The organism is Streptomyces spirodelae, from assembly GCF_017676385.1.
GTDB lineage: Bacteria > Actinomycetota > Actinomycetes > Streptomycetales > Streptomycetaceae > Streptomyces > Streptomyces spirodelae.
Map to the genome: position 1 here is coordinate 30,036 of NZ_JAFFZN010000011.1, position 20,010 is coordinate 50,045.

A 20,010-nucleotide genomic window follows, 5' to 3' on the forward strand; every position below is an offset into this window, starting at 1 on the left:
GGCCCAGGCACAGAAAACCCGCAGCCCGCCAACGGCCGGCCGGGGCACCCCCTATCCGGGCAAGGCTTCCAACCGCCGCTCGAACAACATCGGTACCGGCATCGAGGGCACGACCGCCACATGGCTGGTGGACCGGTGGTTCGCGGCCTGGGGGAGGTGAGGCAACTTGGCGGCCTCGAGGGGGAGACGGGGTGAGGTGCGCTCGTGCCAGAGGCCGGGCACGAACAGACCGCGGCCCGCTCGGGCGCGGGCCGCCCTGCTCACCAGCGGCGTCGCACCGAGCTGAGCTGCCGCCTCCTTGAAGCGGGCGGGCTTCCAGCCCGTCCACTCCTTCACCTTCCGGTCCGTCGGGTCAGGAAGGGCCAGCAGCATCAGATGGAGCGCCGCCGCGTCCTCGCTCAGGCCGTACTGCTCCGCGCACCGGGTCACCAGCCCCGGCACCGAGCGGGCCGGGTGCTGCTCCCAGCCTGCGGGCACCGCGGCGTCGGCGGCCAGATGGGCGCCCAGCGCGGCGAAGTCCTCGCTGAGCAGCAGCCGCAGATCCGCCAGCGCGGGCAGGCCGGAGGGGGTGGGGAGCCACTGGGAGGGCAGGACGGCGTCCAGGTAGGTGTCCAGCGCTTCGAGCACCGGATCGTCCGCGCCCGACAGCCGGTCCGGGTCCACGGACACATGGCGGACGTCGTGGTTGTCGTCCTCTGTCACCGTCACGGCCGGGTGCGCGGTGAGTCCGTCGGTGGACGGCGGCGCGCCCATCAGGTAGTTGCTCTGCAGGGAGAAGACCCGCAGCGGACCGGGGCCCGCCGCCAGTTCCTGGCGCAGCCGCAGGATGGCCGCTCCGAGCATCGGGCGCAGCGGATCGCCTGCGGGCGTGCGGTAGGCGGCCCATGCGGTGAGGCGGGGCAGCGCCAGCAGTTCGGGCTCGGGGCTCAGTGGTACGCCGGGCTGCAGGCAGTCGGCACCGGCGGCGAGCCGGGCCAGGAGCGCGGAGCGCCGCAGTGGCGGCCACCACAGCCGGTCGGCGGCCTCGGTGCGGGGCTCGTTGCCGTGGCTGCTGCGCGGGGTTGCCGACTCCCCGGTGGGCGCGGCCACTTCCTTGTGGGCCAGTGCCGTCAGCCCGGGCGGTGCGGGCAGCGGTCTGCCGATCTCGCTCAGCCACCACTCGGCGGCCCTGGGAACGTCCGGGCCCTGGGTCCACAGCAGTTCGGGGTCGTCGGGCAGCAGTCTGTCGTAGAGGGCTGCCAGCTGCCCGGGGGTGAGGAAGTGGTGGAGCCCGTCCAAGGCCCTCTCGTGCTCCTTCTCCGTCACCTCCCAGCTCTTGAGGCCGTAGGAGCCCGTGGTCGAAGGGAGGCTCTGCGCGGCGCCCTGGTGCGGTGCGCAGGGCAGCACGCCACGCACCAGGACCACCGCCTCGGGGAGCGAGAGGTCGAGCCGTCGGGCGAGGTCGGCGGCCAGTTCGGGGCGGGCGGGGGCCGGGCCGTGCTGCTGGTACGACTGAGCGAAGCGCGTGAACCAACTGCGGGGACGCGCTGGCTCCAGCACATCGGCCCTGACCGGTTCGAGGCCCGCGGCGGCGAGCGGGCCGGCCGCCGGGAAGTCGCCACCGGGTGCGTACTCCAGCACGCGCAGCGGAACCAGCTTCCGGACCGCCGAGCCGGTTCTGCGCTCCCTGAGCACCAGGGCGGCAGAGGTCCGGGTGCGGATCGGCCAGGTGTACAGCGCGGGCAGCTGCCGCTCCGTCGCGGTGGGCAGCGCGTACTCCACGATCCGCCACTCGCCCGAGGCGAAGGGGCAGTCCGCGTACCGGGCCAGTTCAGTCACCGTCCTGGAGGCGTCGCGGGTGAGGCCCATCGCGGCGCGCAGGGCCTCCAGCAGGGCGTACCCGTGGACGGGCGCGACCCTGAGCCGCTGCCAGGCGTGGTCCCGCTCCTGGCTCCCCTTGCGGAGGTCGCCGTCCCAGGGCGGGGTGTCGGAGACCGCCAGCCGCATCAGCCGTTGGGTGAGGGACTGCCAGGATGTTTCCTCTTCCGGGGCGGGCGCGGGGACGGAGACGGGGGCCCGCTCGGCGTCCGGGGTGAAGCGGCGTACCAGTCGGGCCTGGCCTTCGAGGCAGTTGGCGGCCATCACCAGCAGGTGGGTGACCCGGTGGAAGCTCAGGCCCGCCTCCTGCCAGGTGGTGCCCTGGGCGAGCTCGGGCAGTTCGTCGCGGAGCAGGACGAAGTTGTCGCCTCGTGCTCCGTCGCCCGGGCTGAGGTGTTCGGGCTTCACCCTGGCGACGATCTTCTCGATCCGTTCGCGGTCCAGCTGAGGCGGCAGTTCGCGCATCAGCAGCCCTATGACGTCGACCGCGGCGAACTCGCGGGCCGCCTCGGGGTCCTGGAGCAGCTGGTCGACCGCTCCCCCGACGTGCACGAACCTGCCGAGGATCAGCACCAGCCCGTCGAAGTCGACCCCGGCGCGCAGCAGCGCCCGCTCGCGCGCGCACCAGGCTCGCAGCTCCTCGTGGCCGACCCAGGTGGCGTAGAGATGGTCGATCCGGCCCCAGCCCTTGGTCTGATGCGGGTTGTACCAGCGGTTGGACGACATGGCGTCGGCCGCTTTGTCGCCCTCCACCGTCATATCGAGGTCGGCGCGCATCCACGCTCGCACCTCGGGCTCGAAGCGCGCGTCGGCCAGCAGGTGGCGCAGCTCGGGGCGGCGCGAGACCAGCAGGTCGTACGGGCGCGCTGTGGCCAGCCGTTCGGGTGGGTCGCTGACCGGGACGCCGTGCTCCAGGAGCAGGTCCATCAGGTCGAGGGGGATGCGCTTGCGCTCTCTCCAGTCGCGGTACGTCCAGTGCCGGAACTCGACCGGGACGCCGTCGGCGGCTGCCCTCGGGGCGACGCGCTCGGCCAGCTCGTACACCATCGGCCACGGGCCGCTGTCCCGGACCGGCGCCGTGTTGACGCAGTCGGTCAGCCAGGCGGCGGCCGCTCCCTGCCCGAGTCCGGAAAGCTCGCCGGTGAGCTGGGCGAGCGCCCCGGTGCGCTCCAGCAGGGTGCGCCACAGCTCGGCCCGTCCCCCTGAGGCGTAGCCGCGGGGGCGCAGCCGCAGGACGGCTTCGCGTACGGTCTCCGCGCACCGTTCGACCAGTATGTCGATGGCACGGCCCTTGCAGCAGCGGGTCCAGAACTCGGTGTCGTCGAGCGAGAGCGCGCCGTCCTCGATCAGCTCCGCCATCATGGTGGCCAGCTCTTCGTCGGGCTCCTGCCCGGCCGCCTTGGCGAGCTTGCGGATGTCGGCCGCCAGCTGCGGGTGGAGTTCGCCGTGGCCGCGGAGTCTGGCCCGCACCACCTCGCGGAAGCGGGCCAGGTGCTCACCTGATCCGCTGCCCCCGTTGGCCAGTTCGTTCACCCACGCCCGCAGCACGGTCGCGGAGAGGGCCCCTGCCGCGGCGTAGCGAAGCTGACGGGAGTGCAGCCAGGCGTGGTCGGGTGTGCGGCCGAGGTTGCGCTCGGTCTTGCGGGCCCGGCCGAACCAGGCGGCCGCCTCGGCTTCGCTGCCGTGCTGGAGGGCGAAGTCGGCCATCTCGTCCAGCAGTGTGACCGCCAGCGCCGGGGCGGTCTCCTCCAGCCCGGCCAGCACGCGGTCCATGTCCTTCTTGAAGACGTACTCCCACTCCAGGGTCTCGTGCTGGAGGGCGCGGATCTTCTCCAGGGCGAGGCGCTGCTGCTGCGGGTGGGCCGCCAGCACTCGTTCGGGGAACGGCAGCTGTCCCTCGTGATCCGGTGCCCCGTGCGGAATGCCGGTGCTGAAGAGGCCGTCCGGCAGCCAGGTGTCCTCGCCCATCAGCAGGTCGCGGTAGGGGACCACGTCCTCGGGCAGCAGCTGGGTCAGGGTGAGCCCGTGCGGGCCCGCGTAGGTGCGGGCGAACAGGCCGTCCTCGCCGCGCTCCTCGGTCAGCGGCACGCCGGCGTCCTCCAGCGCGCGCCGCCACTCGGGGTCCGCTTCGGCCAGCGCGCGCGGGGCGCCTGCTCCCGCATCGGCCCACGCCTGCGCGTACTCCTGGCACGCCGTGCGGTGTGCGCGCAGTGCTTTTCCTACGGCGATCAGTGAGAGCAGCCCGGGGTCGCCGGCGAGCTGGGCCGGAACCGTCTTCAGCTTGCGGCCCTTCGGGTTGCGGTAGACCAGCTCCAGGCCGTCTTCCGCCAACTCGGCCGTGTAGCCGTCCTTCTCCACGCTCGCGGCCATGGGCTGCTGCCTTCCGTCGTCCCCGTTACCCCGTTCGTCCCCGCACGAACGGCTGCCGCCATGGCACAGCTGTTCCCTGGGCGATCTGCCGTGCGGGGATCTTGCAAAACACCTTATGCGCGGCCACCGACAGCCGCGTGGCCCTGTGGAAAACCCGGTGCGGGCCAGGGCCTGCCCGGCGAACGGGCCGGGGGGCCTGCCCGGCGACGATCTTGCGTACCCCGCACGGGGGCCGCCTCACGCCCGCGGATAGCGGGCCAGCCAGGCGGGGGACGCCGTGCCGGGGCCGTGCAGGGCAGGGCCCTGAGTCATCTCCATGGCGAAGTCGTCGGCCAGTTCCAGGATCGTCGCGCGGCCTTCCAGCTCGGCCACCCAGCCGGGCGGCAGGGAGGTCTCACCGTGCATGGCGCCCAGCAGATTGCCGCAGACGGAGCCGGTCGAGTCGCTGTCCCCGCTGTGGTTGACGGCCAGCAGCAGGCCGTGCCGGACGTCTTCGGCGACCAGCGCGCAGTAGACGCCGATGGACAGCGCCTCCTCGGCCGTCCAGCCCTCCCCCAGCGCCGCCACCCGTTCCGGTGAGGGCATGCCCTGGCGGACGGCGCCCAGCGCGCGCTTGAGCGCTTCGGTGGTCTCCTGATGCCCCGGGCGGGTCGCCAGTTGCACCAGGGTGCGCTGGACGGCGGTGTCCAGGTCGTCGCCCCGGGCGAGCGTGTGGACGATGGCGGCGAACGCGCCTGCCGCCAGGTAGCCGGTGGGGTGGCCGTGCGTCTGCGCGGCACACTCGACGGCGAGCTGGAAGACAAGCCCCGGCTCCCAGCCCACCAGCAGCCCGAAGGGCGCCGACCGCATGACGGTTCCGCAGCCCTTGGAGTCGGGGTTCTTCGGCTGCTCGACGGTGCCCATACGGGGGTCGGCCAGTCCGCTCAGGCAGGCGTTCCCGGGAGCGCGGCGGGCGTAGAGCCACTCCTCGCGGGCGAGCCAGCCGTCGTTCTCCCGCCGCTCGTCGGGCCCCCAGTCGCGCTGTGTCGCCGCCCAGCGGCGGTAGGCGGCGTGCACATCGGTGGGCGGGTGCCAGGCACCGGTGTCGCGGCGTACATGGGCGCGGATGAGGCCGTCCACGGTGAACAGCGTCATCTGGGTGTCGTCGGTGACGGCGCCCCTGCGGCCGTATGCGGGTACGTAGTCCGTGACCCCTTGCGGCCCCCACTTCTCGCGGACGGCGGCCAGCGAGTCGAACTCGACGCCGGCACCGAGCGCGTCACCGATCGCGCCGCCCAGCAGGCAGCCGCGCACCCTGCTGCGGAAGTCCTGCTGCTCGGCCCGCCCCCATATGGCCGTCGCGCCACCGTCTGAGCCGCCCGCACCTGTCACGATTCGCTGCCCTTCCTTGCCTCCCTTGTGGCTCCCGCACTGTATTAAAGATCCGCCCGCGCGTAGCGGGGTCTGCGGGAGCCGTCGGGCCACGGACGGCAGAATCGTGCCACGGGCGCCTCGGGATCACACCACGGGCAGCAGGTCCGGCAGGTGGCCGTCGGAGGCGTGCGCCGCCTCGACGCGCTCCGGCGGAACCTCGCCGTAGCGGGTCGTACGCGGCCGTGCGGGGCGCCCCGCGGCTTCCGCGATGGCGACCAGGTCCTTGATGGAGCGGTAGGACCCGTAGGAGGAGCCCGCCATACGGGAGATCGTCTCCTCCATGAGGGTGCCGCCCAGGTCGTTGGCGCCCGAGCGGAGCATTTCGGCAGCCCCTTCGGTGCCCAGTTTCACCCAGCTGGTCTGGATGTTGGGGACCCAGGGGTGCAGCAGCAGTCGGGCCATGGCGGTGACGGCCCGGTTCTCACGGGCTGTGGGCCCCGGGCGGGCGATACCGGCGAGGTAGACGGGCGCGTTGGTGTGGATGAAGGGCAGCGTCACGAACTCGCTGAAGCCGGGCAGCCCCTTCTCCAGTGCCGACCGCTGGATGTCGGCCAGCAACCGCAGATGACCCAGCCAGTGGCGGGGCTGGTCGACGTGGCCGTACATCATCGTGGACGTCGAGCCCAGACCCACCTCGTGCGCCGTCTTGACGACCTCGACCCAGGTGGCCGTCGGGAGCTTGCCCTTGGTGAGAATCCAGCGGACCTCGTCGTCCAGGATCTCGGCCGCCGTACCGGGGATGGAGTCCAGCCCGGCCTCCTTGGCCGCGGTCAGCCACTCGCGGATGGACATTCCGGTGCGGGTGGCGCCGTTGACCACCTCCATGGGCGAGAACGCGTGCACATGGATGCCCGGCACCCGCTCCTTGACGGCGCGCGCGATGTCGAAGTAGGCGCTGCCCGGCAGGTCCGGATGGATGCCGCCCTGCATGCACACCTCGACAGCGCCCACCTCCCACGCCTGCTGCGCCCGGTCGGCGACCTGCTCCAGGGAGAGAGTGAAGGCGTCGGCGTCGGTGCGGCGCTGTGCGAAGGCGCAGAAACGGCAGCCGGTGTAGCAGACGTTGGTGAAGTTGATGTTGCGGGTGACGATGTAGGTGACCTCGTCGCCGACCGCGTCCCGGCGGACGTCGTCCGCCGTTCGGCACAGCGCGTCCAGTGCGGGGCCGTCGGCGTGCAGCAGGGCGAGTGCCTGCTCGTCGGTGAGCCGGGTGGGGTCGTCGGCTGCCTGGTCGAGCGCTTGGCGCACATCGGAGTCGACGCGCTGGGGCGCCATTCCCGGCGCCGCGCGCTCGCGCAGCTCGTCCCAGTCGCCGTACACCTCGTCGAAGTCGTCGCGGCGGTCGGCGGTACGGCCCTCGGTGTCGATGGTGCGGTGCAGGTCGGTGCGGCCCATCGGCGTGAAGCCCTCGTCGGGCTCCTGCCAGGGGTGCCCCTCGGGCTGTACGTCCTCGCGGGCCAGCCCCGTCTCCGGATCGGCCAGCGCCCTCACGTGCGGCAGGACGCGCGGGTCCAGCCACGGCTCGCCGCGCCGCACGAACTCGGGGTAGACGGCGAGGCGCTCGCGCAGCTGGAAGCCGGCGGTCCGGCTCTTCTCGGCCAGCTCGTCGATGTGCGGCCAGGGGCGCTCTGGGTTGACGTGGTCGGGGGTGAGCGGGGAGACGCCGCCCCAGTCGTCGATCCCCGCCTCGATCAGCCGGACGTACTCGGCGTCCACCAGGTTCGGCGGGGCCTGCAGACAGCCGGAAGGGCCCATGATGTGCCGCGCGACGGCGACCGTGGCGACCAGGTCGTCCAGTTCGGCGTCGGGCATACCGCGCATCGCCGTGTCCGGCTTGGCGCGGAAGTTCTGGATGATCAACTCCTGGACGCCGTGGTAGGCCCGCTGCACACGGCGCAGCGCGAACAGCGACTCGGCACGCTCCTCGTACGTCTCGCCGATACCGATCAGCAGACCGCTGGTGAACGGCACATTGGAGCGCCCCGCGTCCTCCAGCACCCGCAGCCGCACCGCGGGCTCCTTGTCGGGCGAGCCGTAGTGCGGCCCTCCCGGCTCGCTCCACAGCCGCTCGGCGGTGGTCTCCAGCATCATGCCCATGGAGGGCGCTACGGGCTTGAGCCGCTGGAAGTCGGTCCAGGACAGCACCCCGGGGTTGAGGTGCGGCAGCAGCCCGGTCTCCTCCAGGATGCGGATGGCGACGGCGCGGACGTAGGCGAGCGTGTCGTCGTAGCCCTCCGCGTCGAGCCAGGCGCGCGCCTCAGGCCAGCGGTCCTCCGGCTTGTCCCCCAGGGTGATCAGTGCTTCCTTGCACCCCAGCTCGGCCCCCCGGCGGGCGATGTCGAGGACTTCGTCCATCGACATGTACATCCCGTGGCCCGCACGGCGCAACTTGCCGGGGACTGTCACGAACGTGCAGTAGTGGCACTTGTCGCGGCACAGCCGGGTGAGGGGGAGGAAGACGCTCTTGGAGTACGTGATGACACCGGGACGCCCCGCGGCTGCCAGGCCCGCGTCCCTGACGCGGGCCGCCGAAGCGGTCAGGTCCGCCAAGTCCTCGCCCCGCGCCTGGAGCAGCACGGCGGCTTCCGTCACGTCGAGCGCGACCCCGTCCCGCGCCCGCTTCAGGGCCCGCCGCATCGCGTTGGCCGTCGGCGTCTGTCCGTGTGAGGTCATCCCCCGAGCGTAGCCCTCGGCGCGGGCGGCGCAGGTGGGGCGGGGTAACGGTAACCATTGGCGGGCGCGCCACCGCGGGGACTTCTCGCGCTCACCGACCGCGCGTACAACTCCCCCATGGACTCCTCCAAGGACACGCATATGGGCAGACGTGACGCACTGCGGCTCTCGCTGGCCGCCGGGGCCGCGAGCGCGGTGACGCTTTCCGGGGTGAGGTTCGCCCGCGCTGAGGACGGTGCCACAGCGAGCCGGAAACTGCGGGGGCACCTGCCCACCGGTGCTCGCGATTTCGTGTATCTGCCGGTGGAGATCCCGGCCGGGGTGCGGGAGATCGCGGTCTCCTACAGCTACGACAAACCGGACGTGCCGAAGGGCACTCCCGGCAACGCGCTCGACATCGGCATCTTCGACCAGCGCGGCACGGCACTGGGCGGACGGGGTTTCCGCGGCTGGTCCGGCGGCTTCCGGGACTCCTTCGCCATCAGCGCCGAGAAGGCGACCCCGGGCTATCTGGCCGGCCCGGTCGACGCGGGCACCTGGCATGTGGTGCTGGGCCCGTACACGGTGGCGCCGCAGGGCATGGACTACGAGGTGACGGTCACCCTGCGGCACGGTGAGCCCGGCCGTACGCCGCGGCCCGGCTATCCGCCCGAGCGCGCCAGGGGGCGGGGCCGGGCCTGGTACCGGGGCGACTGCCATCTGCACACGGTGCACTCGGACGGGCGCCGTACGCCCGAGGAGGTGGCGGCCGCCGCGCGCGCCGCCGGGCTGGACTTCATCACCACGACCGAGCACAACACCACCTCCGGGCACGCCGCGTGGCAGGGGCTGTGGGGAGACGATCTGCTGGTGCTGTGCGGAGAGGAGATCACCACCCGCAACGGCCACTGGCTGGCGCTGGGCACCGACCCCGGCACCTTCCTCGACTGGCGCTACCGGGCCCGGGACGACGCCTACCCGAGGTTCGCGCGGGCCGTGCACCGGGCGGGCGGTCTGGTGGTGCCCGCGCATCCCAACTGTCCGTTCGTGGGCTGCCAGTGGAAGTTCGGCTACCGGCACGCCGACGCGGTGGAGGTGTGGAACGGCCCGTGGACGGCCGACGACGAGCTGGCGCTGGCCGCCTGGGACAACATGCTCGTCGTCGGAGACAGCTGGCTGCCCGCCATGGGCAACAGCGACGCGCACCGGGAGGGCCAGGACGTGGGGCTGCCGCAGACGGTGGTGCACGCGGACGACCTGGCGCGCCGCCCTGTGCTGGAGGCGATCGGCAGCGGGCGGTCGTATCTGGCCGAGTCGTCGAAGCTCTCTCTGCGGCTGGAGGCGACCACACCGGGCGGCGGACACGCCACGCTCGGCCAGACGCTGCGGGCCGAGCCCGACACCCCGGTGGACGTCTCCCTCACCCTGCGGGGCGCGCCCGAGGGGGCCACGCTGCACCTGGTGACGGACCAGGGCACCGTGCGCACCGCTACCGGCTCACGCCTCACCTGGCGCACGACGCCCTCACTGGCCGCCTATGTACGGGCAGAGGTACGGCATCCCGCCCAGGAGGGCTCCGGGCTGCCCGGCGCGATGGCGGCGATGACGAACCCCGTCTGGCTGGGCAGCGCCCCGGAAAGGGGCGGGCGGGGTCAGTGAGGGACCGACGCGGCGGGCGTGCGGTCGGCGAGCCACCGCAGTGCGGCCTCGGACGGGGAGCCGGGTTCGACGGTGTAGGTGCACAGCGTCTGGTGGTGGTCGACGGTGAGCTGGAACGTCTCGTAGGACACCTCCAGCTCGCCCGCCTCCGGGTGGTGTATGCGCTTGCGGCCCGAGAGTTTTTCGCGCACCTGGTGGTCCTCCCACAGTTCACGGAACCGCGGGCTGCCCTCGAGCAGCTCGGTCAGCACGGCTTTGGCCCGCGGGTGACACGGGTAGCGCGCGCAGTCGGCGCGCAGGGCGGCGACCGTCTCGGCGGCCAACTCCTCCCAGCCGGGGTGCAGGGTGCGGCTGTCGGGGTGGCGGAAGACGAGCAGCGGCGCGTTGCGCCAGCGCGGCGGCAGGGCCTCCAGATCGAAGGCGACACGGGCGCCGATCCGGTTCCAGGCCAGGAAGTCCAGCCCTGGCCCGTAGACGAAGGCCGGGATGTGCGGGTCCATGGAGTCCAGCAGCCGCTGGATCTCGGGCCGTACAACGGTCCGGGTGGACGAGCCGTCGCCGAACTGCGGGTCGGCGAGGTTGCGCAGATAGGTGTGCTCGTCGGCGGTCAGCCGCAGGGCGCGGGCCAGCGCGTCGAGCACAGGGGCCGAGATGCTGTGCGCGCGGTCCTGTTCGATGCGGATGTAGTAGTCGACACTGATCCCGGCGAGCTGGGCGACCTCCTCGCGGCGCAGCCCGGGTACGCGGCGCCGGTTGTGGACGGGCGGCAGCCCCACCTCGTCGGGGTCGAGCGCTGCCCTGCGGGACTTGAGGAAGGCGCCGATCTGCAGCGTCTCCTTCTTCTCCGTGACCGTCATGCGCCCAGTATCCGCCGAGGGTGGTACTGCCGGACCCAGGTTGCGCCTGATCTGGTTGGGGTGCGCGGCCTGGACGAGGCTTGTCCCCGACCCGAAGACAGCAGGACACGACACACAGGAGCGCAACTGTGCAACGGCGCATTCTCGGCGGCACCGGCATCTCGGTCAGCGACCACGCCCTCGGCGCCATGATGCTCGGCACCGCCAACACCGACGTCGACGACTGCGTCCGCATCGTCCACCGCGCCCTCGACGCGGGCATCAACCTGGTGGACACCGCCGACGCGTACGGCAACGGCGCGAGCGAGGAGGTCGTGGGGCGGGCGCTCAAGGGCCGCAGGGACGAGGTCGTACTGGCCACCAAGGGGCACCTGCCGATGGGTGACGACCCCAATCAGAGCGGCAACAGCCGCCGCTGGCTGACCCGGGCGCTGGATGACAGCCTGCGCCGGCTCGGCACCGACCATGTGGACCTCTACCAGTTGCACCGGCCCGACCCGCACACCGACATCGACGAGACGCTGGGGGCGCTGTCCGACTTCGTGCGCGCGGGCAAGGTGCGTGCCGTGGGCACCTCCACGTTCCCCGCCGAGCTCCAGGTGGAGGCCCAGTGGGCGGCGCAGCGGGGCGGTCATGTACGGCCGCGCACAGAGCAGCCGCCGTACTCGATCCTGGCGCGTGGTGTCGAGGCCGCGCTGCTGCCCACCGCGCAGCGCTACGGTCTGGGCGTCCTGGTGTGGGGGCCGCTGTCCGCCGGCTGGCTGTCGGGGCGCATCCGCGCGGCCGACGACATCGACCTGAGCGCGGGCCGCACGGCGATCGAGCGGCACAAGTTCGATGTGAGCCTGCCCGGCAACGCGCGCAAGCTGGAGGCGGTGCTCGCGCTGGGCGAGCTGGCCGAGGAGGCCGGGATCGAGCTGCGGCACATGGCCACCGCTTTCGTCCGCAACCACCCGGCCGTCACCTCGGTGCTGCTCGGCCCTCGCACGATGGAGCATCTGGAGTCGCTGCTGACGGGTGCCGAGGTGACGCTCAGCACCGAGGTGCTGGACCGGATCGACGAGATCGTGCCCCCGGGTACGGATCTGAACCCGGACGACTTCTACTACACGCCGCCCGCGCTGGCCAACGCCGCACTGCGGCGGCGATGACGGGCACGCCGGGGAGGGGAGCGCGCTACCGGGTGGCGACGGTCTCGGTGTCGCGGCCGGAGCGCAGGATCTTCCCCGGCACCGCGCCGGTCACCTTGTCGTCGCGGATGGTCTCCACACCGTTGACCCAGACGCCGACGACTCCGACAGCACGCGAGTCGAGCCGTGGACTGTCGCCGGGCAGGTCGTGTACGAGGGTCGCCTGGCCGGCGTCGATCCGCTGCGGGTCGAAGAGGACCAGGTCCGCGTGCCAGCCCTCGCGTATCCGGCCGCGTTCGCGCAGTCCGAACAGCCGGGCCGGCTCGTCGGTGAGCATCCGCACGGCACGCTCCAGGCCGACCAGCTTCCGGCCGCGCAGACAGTCGCCCAGAAAGCGGGTGGTGTACGGAGCCCCGCACATGCGGTCCAGATGGGCCCCCGCGTCCGAGCCGCCCAGCATCACGTCCTCGTGCTCCCAGGTCTGCCTGCGCAGCTCCCAGCTCGCCGGGTCGTTGTCGGTGGGCATCGGCCACAGCACGGTGCGCAGTTCGTCGTTGGCGCAGATGTCCACCAGGCAGCCGAAGGGGTCCTGGCCCCGTTCGGCCGCGACATCGGCCACCACGCGGCCGGTCAGGCCCTCGTTGGCGGCCGAGTAGGTGTCGCCTATGACGTACCGGTCGAAGCGGGCCAGCCGGCGGAAGACGCCCGCCTCCTTGCTGTCCGCACGGCGCAGCATTTCGGCGCGTACGCCGACGTCCCGCAGCCTGGCGATGCGTTCGGGCACCGGCAGCGCGAGGATGTCGCCCCAGCCGGGGATGAGGTTGAGCGCGCAGAAGGTGCCCAGCGACATGTTCATCGGCGTGAGAATGGGCATGGTGAGCGCGACGACGCGACCGCCCTCCTTGCGTGCGTACTCGCCGGCCGCCAACTGGCGTGGCACCCGTTCGGGCACGGCGGCGTCGATGGTGAGCACGTTCCAGTTGAGCGGCCGTCCGGCGGCCGCCGACATGTGTGCCAGCAGGTCGATCTCCTCGTCGGAGAACTGGTCGAGGCAGCCGGCGACGATGGCCTCGATCTGGGTGCCCTCGTGGTCGGCGACGGCGCGGCAGAGCGCCAGCAGCTCCTCGGGCCGGGCGTGCCGGGAGGCGACGGGGTTGCCGTCGCCGTCGGAGTGAGTGGCGGACTGGGTGGTGGAAAGGCCCCAGGCGCCCGCCTCCATGGCCTCGTGGAGGAGCCGCAGCATCCGGGCGAGCTGTGCCTCGTCGGGCCGGCCGCCGATGGCGTCGGGGCCCATCACATGCCGTCGCAGTGCGCAGTGGCCCACCATGAAGCCCGCGTTGACGGCGGTGCGCCCTTCCAGCGCGTCCAGGTAGTCGCCGAAGGAGTGCCAGTCCCAGGGTGCGCCCTCCTCCAGTGCCACCAGGGACATGCCCTCCACCTTGGACATCATCCGCCGCGTGTAGTCGGCGTCCTGCGGGCGTGCGGGGTTGAGCGGGGCCAGGGTGAAGCCGCAGTTGCCGCCCGCGACGGTGGTGACGCCGTGGTTCATGGAGGGGGTGGCGTACGGGTCCCAGAACAGCTGGGCGTCGTAGTGGGTGTGCGGGTCGACGAATCCGGGGGCCAGGACCAGGCCGGTGGCGTCCTGGCTGCTGCGGGCCTCCTCGCGGAGCGTCCCCGGCTCGGCGATGCGGGCGATCCGGCCGTCCCGGGTGCCGACATCGGCCCGGTAGGAGGGTGCCCCGGTGCCGTCGACGACGGTGGCGCCCGTGATGAGATGGTCGAGCATGCTGGGTGTCCTCCTTCGCGGAGCCTGCTCGCCCGCGAGCCTGCGGGGTACGGGTCGGCGGTGCGGGCCGGTGTCCGGCCGACGGGTCAGACGGTCAGCCGTTGCGTGCCGCGTCGCGGAAGCGGGTGGTGCGGTGCACCGGGTCGGTGTCGATCTGCGGGATCACGTGTTCACCGATGAGCTTGATCGTGTTCATGGTGTCCTCGTACGGGATGCCGATGGGCAGCCCGAAGGAGAGCTGGTCGGCGCCCGCCTGCTCCCAGCGCTTGCACTGGCGCAGCACCTCTTCGGGGTTGCCGCAGATCATCAGCTCCTCGGCGATCAGCAGGTCGACGACCTCCGCCGTGTACTCCGGGATCAGTTCGGGCCACTGCGGGATGCCCTCGGGCCGGGGGAAGGTGTCGTGGTAGCGGAAGAGGAGCGACTGCAGATAGTTGAGGCCGCCGTGCACGGCGATCTGCTTCGCCTTCTCGGTCGTCTCGGCACAGATCGCGGTGGAGGTCACCATGACGTTGTCGTTGACGTAGCCGCCGACGGGCCGGGCGTCCTTGACGGCGCCCTTGTACGACTCGACGACCCACTCCATGTCGGAGACCTTCTGCACGCTGAAGCCCAGCACCCCCAGCCCCTTCTTCGCGGCCATCGCATACGAGGAGGGCGAACCCGCCGCGTACCACATCGCCGGGTGTGAACCCCCGTACGGCCTGGGGAGGATCTTGCGTGGGGGCAACGACCAGTGCTTCCCCTGAAACCCCTGGTACTCGTCCTGCAGCCACATCTTCGGGAACTCGGCGATGGTCTCCTCCCAGATCTCCTTCGTGTGGTTCATGTCGGTGACACCCGGCAGGAACCCGAGGATCTCGTGGGAGCCGGCGCCCCGCCCTGAGCCGAACTCGAAGCGGCCACCGGTGAGGTGGTCGAGCATGGCGACCTTCTCCGCCACCTTCACCGGGTGGTTGACCTGCGGCAGCGGGTTGAAGATGCCGGAGCCGAGGTGGATGCGCTCGGTGGCGTGCGCGAGGTAGCCGAGGAAGACGTCGTTGGCCGACAGGTGGCTGTACTCCTCCAGGAAGTGGTGCTCGGAGGCCCAGGCGTATTTGAAGCCCGACTTGTCCGCCTGGATGACGTACTCGGTCTCCTCGACCAGCGCCTTGTGCTCGGCCTGCGGATCGGCCTGGGCCCGCGTGGCCGGCACGTACCCCTGAACAAAGAGCCCGAACTCCACGGTGTCATCTCCTTGGGCGGCTGTTCCCCGGCTTTCCCGGCTGCTTCCGGCTGCTTCCGGCTGCTTCCGGCTGCTTCCGGCTGTTACCGGATGTCTTCGACGGCGATTTATGACGGTCCGTCAGTTCGCACTGGACCGACTGTGGCACCGCCGGGTGGGGTCGTCAATACGGCGGATACCCCCCACCGCGGGCACCGGCGGGACCGGCGCGCAGGTGAAGGAAGAGTGAAGAACTGATCATGAATTGCCGGAGGACTTGCAAAGTCTTCCTGACGGAAATCGGCGCCCCCTCCCGCACGTCGGCACCCTCGTCCCACAAGCGAAGGAGCAAACCCTGGTGCGACCCCGCCCCGGGAGCGGCTCACAGCACAGGGACGCCCGCCAGCCAGCCGCCGTCGATGACGAACGGCTGCCCGGTGACGTATGAGGAGTCGGCACAGCTGAGGAACAGCGCCAGCCGCGCGACCTCCTCCGGGCGGCCCATCCTGCCCTGCGGGACGAGCTTGGCGTAGAAGGCGTCCAGGCCGCTCTCCCCGGCCCCGCCCCCGCCCCCGGAAGCGCCGGCCACCTGTTCCTCGGGTGCCTCCCCGAGCGCCTCGCCGCGCGCCCCCGCCGTATCCAGCCTGAGGCCGTTCTCCGCCGCCAGAGCCGGGTTGGACATCGGGGTGTCGATCGCGCCGGGACACATCGCGTTGACGCGGACGCCCCGGCTCGCGAGCTCCATCGACGCGACACGGGTCATCCCGACGATCGCGGCCTTGGTCGCCGCGTACGCGGTCAGAAACGCCATCCCGGCCAGCGCGGCGTACGAGGCCGTGTTGACGATGGTGCCGCCGCCGGCCGCCTCGATGCGCGGCGCGAGTGTCTTCATGCCGAGGAAACAGCCCGTCTGGTTGACGTCGACCACCTCACGGAACTCGGCGGCCGGGGTGGCCGCCAGCTCGTTGAAGCGGAGGATGCCCGCGTTGTTGATGAGGCCGTCCACCTTCCCGAAGCTCTCCTCGGCGAGGTCGGCGGCCGACTGCCAGCCGGCCTCGTCCCGTACGTCCAGATGGACGTAGCGCGCCCGGTCGGCACCGAGCTCTGCCGCTACCTGTGCGCCTTCGTCGTCGAGCACGTCGCAGAGCACCACCTTGCCGCCCTCGGCGGCGAACAGCCGTGCCTCCGCCGCGCCCTGGCCGCGTGCTGCTCCACTGATCAGCACGACCCTGCCGTCGAGCTTCCCCATGTGTGCCTCCTTCTGCGGGGCCCTCCAGGGAGCCCCCGCACGTCCCCGGGGGCCCCAGGGAGCCCCGTCCGTCCCCGCGAGCAGTGCCCTACGCGCCGGCCAGGCGCGGGGCGACCTCGGCCATGAAGAGGGCCAGTTGGTCCACCAGTTCCGCCGCCGCCCGGGCGCGGAAGCGCAGCTGGAGCTGGCCGACACCCATATCGCGGTAGGGGCGCAGCGCGTCGGCCAGCGTCTCGGGCGTGCCCCGAAGGGTGCGGCGGCCGACGTCCCAGGTGGGTCGGCCCACATGGAGCGGTTCCGCGATGGCGCCGACAGTGAAGGGTGTGTCCGCGAGACCGGCCGACTCCCGCAGGCGGTGGATGCGCCTGATCTTGGGCGGCAGTGCCTCGCGGGGGTCGCCCTGGGGGAGCCATCCGTCACCGCGCAGGGCCGCTCGGCGCACCGCGGGGGGCGAGGAGCCGCCCACCCACAGGGGTGGCCGTGGCCGCTGCGCGGGGCGTGGGCGCTGTCCCAGTCCGGCGAAGGAGTAGCGGTCTCCGGTGAAGGCGGGGAACTCCTCCTCGCCCAAGGCGGTCTTGAGCGCGTCGAGAGTCTCGTCCAGTACGGCGCCGCGGGCGTGGAAGTCCGCTCCGAGGGCTTCGAATTCCTCGCGTACGTGCCCTGCTCCCACGCCCAGTACGAGCCGGCCCGCGGAGAGGTGGTCGAGTGTGGCGTACTGCTTGGCGGTGACCAGTGGGTGTCTCAGGCCGACGACGGCGACGTGGCTGAGCAGCGCGACGCGTTCGGTGGCGGCTGCCAGGAAGGACAGGGTGGCCACCGGGTCGTACCAGACGGTGCTCATGGTGCCGGCCAGCCGTCGTGGCACGGCCACGTGGTCGCAGCAGCCGATGTAGGCGTAGCCGTTGCGGTCTGCGGCGCGGGCTACGGCCAGCAGCTCTGCGGGTCCCGCTGCGGCTTCCCACGGTTCGGCGTAGAGGGTGCTCTGCGACTGGACCGGTAGCTGGATTCCGTAGGCGAGCTGTCCGGGAGGGAAAGTCAGCACGGGGCCCATGCTCGTACCTGACGCTCCGTCAGACAAGAGGGCGGTCGGCCCAGACATCGGGCCCGCACATCGGCCCGGACATCCGGGCCGGGCACCGCCGACGGCGCGCCGGGCGAACCACCGACCGCCCCGCGCCGTCACATGTCCAATCGGTGGCCCGGTCGGCTGACCCGTCCTCAGGAGTGCTAGCCTCTGCGCCGCACCCGGCGCGTTTGCTCTTGGCAACCAGGAGCACGGATTCCGCATCCGGCTGCGCGCGCGGCGCCACTGAGGGAACATGGCGGCACTGCTGTTTCCTGATCAGTTCGCGATCAGTCCGCGGACCGAACCAGACCGCACGACAATCCAATCGCTCAAGGACGCCGATGACCGAGATACCGGTGGCACTGACCGTCATCCTGTCCGTGGGGACGGCGGCCGCCGTGGCACTCGCCCTCCTGCTGGCGCGTTCGGCGCGGGGGGCGAAGCGGTTGCGACAGCGCTCCGCCGCCACCGAGAAGGACTTGCAGGAGGCCCTGCGCCACCAGGCGGCACTCGCCCAGCGCGCGCAGGCGACCGAGGCCGAGGTCCGGCACCTGGCGGGCGCCCGCGTCCCGGACCTGACGGCGGCGCTCGCCCATCCCAACGTCCCCGTACGCGGCCTGCTCGATCCGGCGTTCCGTGGCACGGAGCTGGACCGCGCGCTCACCACGGTGCTGGAGCAGGTCAGCGACGCCGTCACCAAGGAGCGGCTGCGGGTGGACGGTGCGGCGCAGGCCGCCATGCGCGGTGCGACGACCACCATCCAGGCGCTGCTCTACCAGCTGCAGACGCGGCTGCAGACCATGCAGGAACGTTACGACGACCCGTTCATCGCCGAGGACCTGCTGGCCGCCGACTTCCTCAACGAGCAGGCGCTGCGCCGTATCCAGTCCACCGCGATCGTCTGCGGCGCCTGGCCCGGGCTGACCCGGCAGAACTCGCACCTGGGCGACATCGTCGTCGGCGCGATGTCCCGGCTCAGCGGCTACGAGCGCGTCCAGGTCACCAACCAGCTCCGCGATCCGGTGGGCGTGGTGGCGCGGGCGGTGGAGCCCGCGGCCGTCGTGCTCACCGAGCTGCTCGCCAACGCGCTCCACTACTCGCACCCCGAACTCCCCGTGGCCGTCACGATCCAGCAGGGCAACCGCGGCGCCTCGTTGATCATCGATGACGCCGGTGTCGGCATGCACGCCGAGGAGCTGGAACGCGCCCAGCGGTTGATGGCGGGCCAGGACAACGTGCTCCTGACCGAGCTGGGCGACCCGCCCAGGACAGGTTTCGCGACGGTGGGGCAGCTCGCCAGGCAGTACGGCTTCACCACGTCCGTCGAGGCATCCCCGTACGGCGGCGTACGGGCCATCGTCCACATCCCCGGCGAACCCCTGCTGACGCTGCTCGACGAGGAGGAGCAGCCGATGTCCCCCATGGCCCCGGTGCCGCGGTCCACCGCAAGTGCCGCAGCGGTCCCCTCCGCGATGCCCGGCCATGCGGCCACCCAGCGCCCGCCCCAGCCCCGGTCCGAGCCGGCCCGCAACGACACCGTCCACCTGGACGCAGGCGCCGGCCGTACGGCCGAGCGGCCGTACTCCGAGCCGGCCGGTGACCCGCAGGCGCAGCCCCAGTCCGCCGAGGAGGAGCTGCCGCGCCGTCGGCGCCGCCGTCCGGGGCCGTATGTGGATCTGGGCACCTCCGGGGAGGCGGCGGGCCCCGCCGGGAGTGCGGGCGCCGCACCGACCGCCGAGCCCCCGCAGACGCCGGCCGCGTCCCCGGAGGAGAGCGCCCAGCGCTGGGCCGCCTTCCAGCGCGGCACCAACTCGGGCCGCGCGGCGGTCGACGAGGCCACAGAGACGGGCACGCTGCCCCGAGTGACGCCCACGGCGCCGGGTTCCGACACCGATCACGGCAACGCGGTCGCCGACGACCAGCACGCCGATTTCCGTTCCGCTGAAGGGAATCCGCAGGCATGACAATCCCCGCACGCAGGTCGCTCCGGGACGACACCTCATGGGTGCTGGGCCCCCTCATGGAGCTGCCGCACGTCATCCACGCGGCCGTCATCTCCGGCGACGGCCTCATCGAGGGGCGCTCGCCCAATCTGGAGCGGGATGCGGCAGAGGGTGTGGCCGCGATGCTCTCCGCACTCCAGGGTGCGGCGCGCACGACCACGGCGGCGTTCGCCGGCACGTTCGAGGCGCGGCTACGGCAGACCGTGGTGGAGTCCGACCACGGCTGGGTCTTCGCGATCCCCGCGGGCGAGAACACCACGCTGGCCGTGTTCGCCGGCCCCGACGTGAACATGGGCGTGGTAACCCACCAGATGCAGGTACAGGTCGCGTCGCTGGGTGCGAAGACCATGAGCACCCCGGCGAGGAACGACACGACCACATGACCCCGCCGCCCCGTGACGGCAGGCGCCTGGTGCCTGCGTATCTGGCGACGACCGGACGAGCACGGCCCAGCCGCAACACGCTCGACCGCCTCACCGTTCTGCACGGTGCCGCGGACCCCTCGACGGTCTCCGGGCTGCGCCCGGAGGAGATCCGGCTGTTGGAGCTGCTGCGCGGCGGTGCGCTGTCGCTCGCCGAGGCTGCCGCGCATCTGCGGCTTCCGGTCAGTGTGGTCAAGGTCCTGGTGGCCGACCTGGTGGACGCGGGCCGACTGATGGCCCGCGCCCCGATTCCCGACGCCGAACTGCCGGAGCGGCAGATTCTGGAGAAAGTTCTCAATGGACTCCGCACTCTCAAGTCCTCCTAGTCCGGAACCCCCGTCG

The 20,010-nt window shown here is 72.0% G+C and carries 13 protein-coding genes; 5 read left to right on the forward strand and 8 right to left on the reverse strand.

The window, feature by feature from the left end; all coding sequences use genetic code 11:
- Positions 1–51: 51 nt before the first annotated feature.
- From JW592_RS13810 to JW592_RS13820, 3 genes are all read right to left on the reverse strand, one after another.
- Entirely contained in the window at positions 52–4,227 is a 4,176-nt protein-coding gene (locus JW592_RS13810) for a hypothetical protein (protein WP_209265349.1), read from the reverse strand.
- Positions 4,228–4,464: 237 nt separating this feature from the next.
- Complete coding sequence (locus JW592_RS13815) at positions 4,465–5,598, reverse strand: ADP-ribosylglycohydrolase family protein (protein WP_209265350.1); 1,134 nt, start codon at positions 5,596–5,598, stop codon at positions 4,465–4,467.
- 126 nt (positions 5,599–5,724) lie between these two features.
- Positions 5,725–8,313 (reverse strand): bifunctional FO biosynthesis protein CofGH, encoded by a 2,589-nt coding sequence (locus JW592_RS13820; RefSeq protein WP_209265351.1) that lies wholly within the window; start codon positions 8,311–8,313, stop codon positions 5,725–5,727.
- A 141-nt stretch (positions 8,314–8,454) separates the two neighbouring features.
- On the opposite strand from JW592_RS13820, the gene JW592_RS13825 reads away from it, so the two are divergent.
- Positions 8,455–9,951, forward strand: a complete 1,497-nt coding sequence (locus tag JW592_RS13825; RefSeq protein WP_209265473.1) for a CehA/McbA family metallohydrolase — start codon at positions 8,455–8,457, stop codon at positions 9,949–9,951.
- On the opposite strand, the gene JW592_RS13830 is transcribed toward JW592_RS13825, so the two are convergent.
- Entirely contained in the window at positions 9,945–10,808 is an 864-nt protein-coding gene (locus tag JW592_RS13830) for a helix-turn-helix domain-containing protein (protein WP_209265352.1), read from the reverse strand. The two genes, JW592_RS13825 and JW592_RS13830, sit on opposite strands and share 7 nt — an antisense overlap.
- Before the next feature lie 128 nt (positions 10,809–10,936).
- Here JW592_RS13830 and JW592_RS13835 point away from each other — a divergent pair, with 128 nt between their 5' ends.
- Positions 10,937–11,959 (forward strand): aldo/keto reductase, encoded by a 1,023-nt coding sequence (locus JW592_RS13835; protein WP_209265353.1) that lies wholly within the window; start codon positions 10,937–10,939, stop codon positions 11,957–11,959.
- 25 nt (positions 11,960–11,984) lie between these two features.
- Here the strand turns inward: JW592_RS13835 and JW592_RS13840 are convergent, their stop codons facing one another.
- From JW592_RS13840 to JW592_RS13855, 4 genes are all read right to left on the reverse strand, one after another.
- Complete coding sequence (locus tag JW592_RS13840; protein WP_209265354.1) at positions 11,985–13,724, reverse strand: N-acyl-D-amino-acid deacylase family protein; 1,740 nt, start codon at positions 13,722–13,724, stop codon at positions 11,985–11,987.
- 94 nt (positions 13,725–13,818) lie between these two features.
- A complete protein-coding gene (locus JW592_RS13845) occupies positions 13,819–14,949 on the reverse strand; it encodes an LLM class flavin-dependent oxidoreductase (RefSeq protein ID WP_209265355.1) in 1,131 nt (376 codons plus the stop codon).
- 361 nt (positions 14,950–15,310) lie between these two features.
- The gene (locus JW592_RS13850) at positions 15,311–16,177 is read right to left on the reverse strand and encodes an SDR family NAD(P)-dependent oxidoreductase (RefSeq protein WP_209265356.1); all 867 of its coding nucleotides are present in this window, start codon (positions 16,175–16,177) and stop codon (positions 15,311–15,313) included.
- 88 nt (positions 16,178–16,265) lie between these two features.
- Positions 16,266–17,228, reverse strand: a complete 963-nt coding sequence (locus tag JW592_RS13855) for a TIGR03619 family F420-dependent LLM class oxidoreductase (protein WP_209265357.1) — start codon at positions 17,226–17,228, stop codon at positions 16,266–16,268.
- Between the two features lie 356 nt (positions 17,229–17,584).
- Here JW592_RS13855 and JW592_RS13860 point away from each other — a divergent pair, with 356 nt between their 5' ends.
- Genes JW592_RS13860 through JW592_RS13870 form a run of 3 tightly spaced genes read left to right on the forward strand, consistent with a single transcriptional unit; the run spans position 17,585 to position 19,994 of the window.
- Entirely contained in the window at positions 17,585–19,207 is a 1,623-nt protein-coding gene (locus JW592_RS13860) for an ATP-binding protein (RefSeq protein ID WP_209265358.1), read from the forward strand.
- Positions 19,204–19,629: a roadblock/LC7 domain-containing protein gene (locus JW592_RS13865; RefSeq protein WP_209265359.1), complete on the forward strand. Its 426-nt coding sequence runs from the start codon at positions 19,204–19,206 to the stop codon at positions 19,627–19,629. Before JW592_RS13860 ends, JW592_RS13865 begins: the two co-directional genes overlap by 4 nt.
- Complete coding sequence (locus JW592_RS13870) at positions 19,626–19,994, forward strand: DUF742 domain-containing protein (RefSeq protein ID WP_209265360.1); 369 nt, start codon at positions 19,626–19,628, stop codon at positions 19,992–19,994. The genes JW592_RS13865 and JW592_RS13870 overlap by 4 nt, the downstream gene beginning before the upstream one ends.
- Positions 19,995–20,010: the final 16 nt, after the last annotated feature.